We start from the raw sequence: 3167 nt of genomic DNA on the forward strand, positions 1-3167 counted from the left end.
CAAGACCTCCTTGCTGCCTTTGCCGTTATAGTTAACTTTTACTTTGTCTGGAGTGGCTACAGAATACGAGTAAATTTTTTGATTCTTCTGAGCAAAGAGCGCAGGAGTCATTCCAGTATTATTCGGCGGCCAGTCACTAAGAAAACCATCATAGCCGGCAGCTTTTAGATCACGTCCGGCTTGAGCAAACTCATCCCAAGTGGTAGGAACCTTTACCTTGTACTTGTCAAAGATGTCTTGACGGACGAACATCACAAATGGCCCTAAATCTACGGGAACGCCGTAGACGGTCTTTCCCCCACCCATGCTCACGCTCTTCCAAGCACCTTCCGTATACTCATTTTTATGCTTGTTCATGCCATATTGCCCCAAGTCCACTAGGTGCTTTTGCGCTCCTGCAACAAACTGAGGCATGGCCTCGTATTCTAACTGAACGATGTCAGCTGCACCTGACTTGGCTTTGATAGCATTATTAAATTTCGTGTATTCTCCTCCACCTTGACCAGCGTTAGTCCAGCAAACTTGTAGATCGTCATGAGTGTTGTTGTAATCGTCGACTATTTTTTCAATGGCTGGATACCAGGCCCATAAGGTAACCTTCTCGGCACCTGGCTTTTTGATCTTATTCTGACATTGTGCAGAATTGTTAGCGCTTTTGTCCTCCTTCCCGACTGCAGTAGAACTGTCTCCTTTCCCACCACATGCAGTTATGCTTAGCAAAACCGCTCCTGCAGCGAGAACAGACATCAATTTGGTTATATTCTTCATCTTCTTCTCCTTTGAATCCGGTGAATAACAATTCTGAAATATCTAAGCAGATTGGCCGTAGTCTGCCAGCCCGGGGCATAAGTCTGAAAACTGATGGTTCAACTGGAATGCTTTGTACCCTTAAATTAAGCGGATCACATTCCACGAGACCGACGGCAACATTAAATTGTATTTACGCCCATTACGAATCAAACTTGTATTGGCTCGGGGAATAACATGCTCTGTATCTTCCAGGGTGTTACGGGCATTTATGTCATCGTCGTGAAGAGTCCAAGCCTGCGCTGAGGAAACCTGCTCCTGTTCAGGAAGAACTACCTCAAAGCGGACTGGATGCTGCAGTGAACGGTTAACGGCAAAGACTGTTATGCTGCCCTCGATTCCACGCACGGCAACAGCATTGACCTCCGGGACATTTCCATATTTTGCTGTCCAGTACGTACTGCCTGCAAGTTTCGGCTTCAGCACCGAGCCACCACGGGCAAGTTTCGCTACTTGAGAGAACGGGTAAAATGTGGTCTGTCTCCAAGCAGGTCCACCAGGTTCAGTCATTATAGGAGCTATAACGTTAACTAGCTGAGCCAAACTTGCCGCCTTCACCCGGTCAGTATTCTGCAGTAATGTTATTAACAGGTCGCCGAAAACTACAGCATCAGCCAAGGAATATGAATCCTCTAAGAGTCTAGGAGCTAGAGGCCAGTTGCCAATACCTTCGGGTAATTTGCTTGGTTCAGCCTCCTGATACCAAACATTCCACTCATCGAAGGAAATATTGACCTCATGCTTGCTCTTAAGACGCGCTTTTGTGGCATCGATCACAGCAACCACGTCCTTAATAAAAGCGTTCATATCAACACCGGATGCCATAAAGCTGGCCATATCGCCGTCGGAGGGCGAGTAATAGGCATGGCAAGAGACATAATCAACTAAGTCATAGGTCTTTTGCAAAACTGCTTCCTCCCAACTACCGAAGGACTCCATACTGTGAGAGGATGAACCGCAGACCGCCAGCTCCAAATCAGGATCAATCATCCGCATACTGGCAGCTGTCTCGGCCGCCAACGTTCCGTAGTCCTCTGCATTTTTGTGGCCGATCTGCCAAGGGCCGTCCATTTCATTGCCTAAGCACCAGAACTTAATATTAAAAGGTTTTTCTCTGCCATTAGTGCGCCGCATATCGGAAAGCTTGGTGCCAGCTGGAATATTCACATATTCCAGTAAGTCCAGTGCCTCTTGCAGACCACGAGTGCCTAGGTTGACGGCCTCCATGAATTCGTGAGACCCGGCCTTTTCCATCCATTTGGCCATTTCGTGTAGACCAAACTGATTGGTTTCTATGGAATGCCAGGCCAAGTCTAATCGCTTAGGACGTTTCTCAAGCGGCCCGATACCGTCCTCCCAGCGGTAACCCGAGACGAAGTTGCCACCTGGATAACGAATTGTGGTAACTCCGAGCTCCTTGACCAAATTGATGACATCTTGTCGAAAACCGTCCTGATCGGCCGTCGGATGCCCAGGCTCATAGATTCCCGTGTACACACAACGCCCCAAATGTTCTACAAAGGAGCCGAAGAGCCTGTCATTTATTGAACCTATACGAAAGTTGTCATCTATTTCAAGTTCTGCTCGAGCCTGATGCCCCGACGGATATTTCCTCATTTACATCTACCTCCTATGTGCCTAGATGCTCGCACTGCCATTGCAACTGACTGGCTCAACTACTTAATTAGAAGTCACTTCCATTAATGTCGGCCGAAGCTGTATGTGAGCAAGCAATGCAAAGAAACTTCTTAGTTTTAGACAAAACAAAGATACAACGTTGTTCTTAGTTACAATACTTCTTCTCATACACATACATAAGATCCTTCCGATTCAGTGCAACGTTGCATCTGCTAGTAAATATACACCAGGAAAGAACTTCGGCAAACAGGTTAGTACAACGTTGGCTCTGATGCCTTGGAATTAAACGAGACACGCCGACTCTCAACAAGAGAGAGGAAAGAGCTTTTCATTTAATAGGCGGAAAATTTCAATCGCGGATATGAAGGAAAATGAGATGAAAAAAATCCAACATCTACAGTGTTGACCTCTGCAGTTACGAAGTCCGGATTATAGTCTCGCTTAATCGTCACGTATCTTACGTGATTGATTTCTTATGCTCGCCGACACTCTGGAGTTTGAGCCATAATCAACAAACAAGAGTTGACAAACCAATTGCTGTATGACTAGCCCAGAACATCCCCACAACTTTGTCCAAGAGCATAGACCGCTCTATTGTGATTACGGATCAACGACGATGGCTGAGACACAAATTTATAAGTGACGCCTCGTAAAGATTTTACGAATGAAGATAGAATATTATTGATTTTAACTCGATACACCTAAATTGGCGCAGTTGCATT

At 46.0% G+C, this 3167-nt stretch carries 2 protein-coding genes; both read right to left on the reverse strand.

The annotated features are described in order from the left end of the window. On the reverse strand, positions 1-768 hold a 768-nt coding region (locus tag CI603_RS06305; protein WP_121913474.1), incomplete at its 3' end, for an ABC transporter substrate-binding protein. A gap of 120 nt (positions 769-888) precedes the next feature. After that, positions 889-2424 carry an alpha-N-arabinofuranosidase gene (locus tag CI603_RS06310; RefSeq protein WP_121913475.1) on the reverse strand — a complete coding sequence of 512 codons (1536 nt, stop codon included), beginning with the start codon at positions 2422-2424 and terminating at the stop codon, positions 889-891. Positions 2425-3167: the final 743 nt, after the last annotated feature.

Source organism: Bifidobacterium sp. wkB338 (genome assembly GCF_003688325.1).
In the GTDB taxonomy this organism is placed as follows: domain Bacteria; phylum Actinomycetota; class Actinomycetes; order Actinomycetales; family Bifidobacteriaceae; genus Bombiscardovia; species Bombiscardovia polysaccharolytica.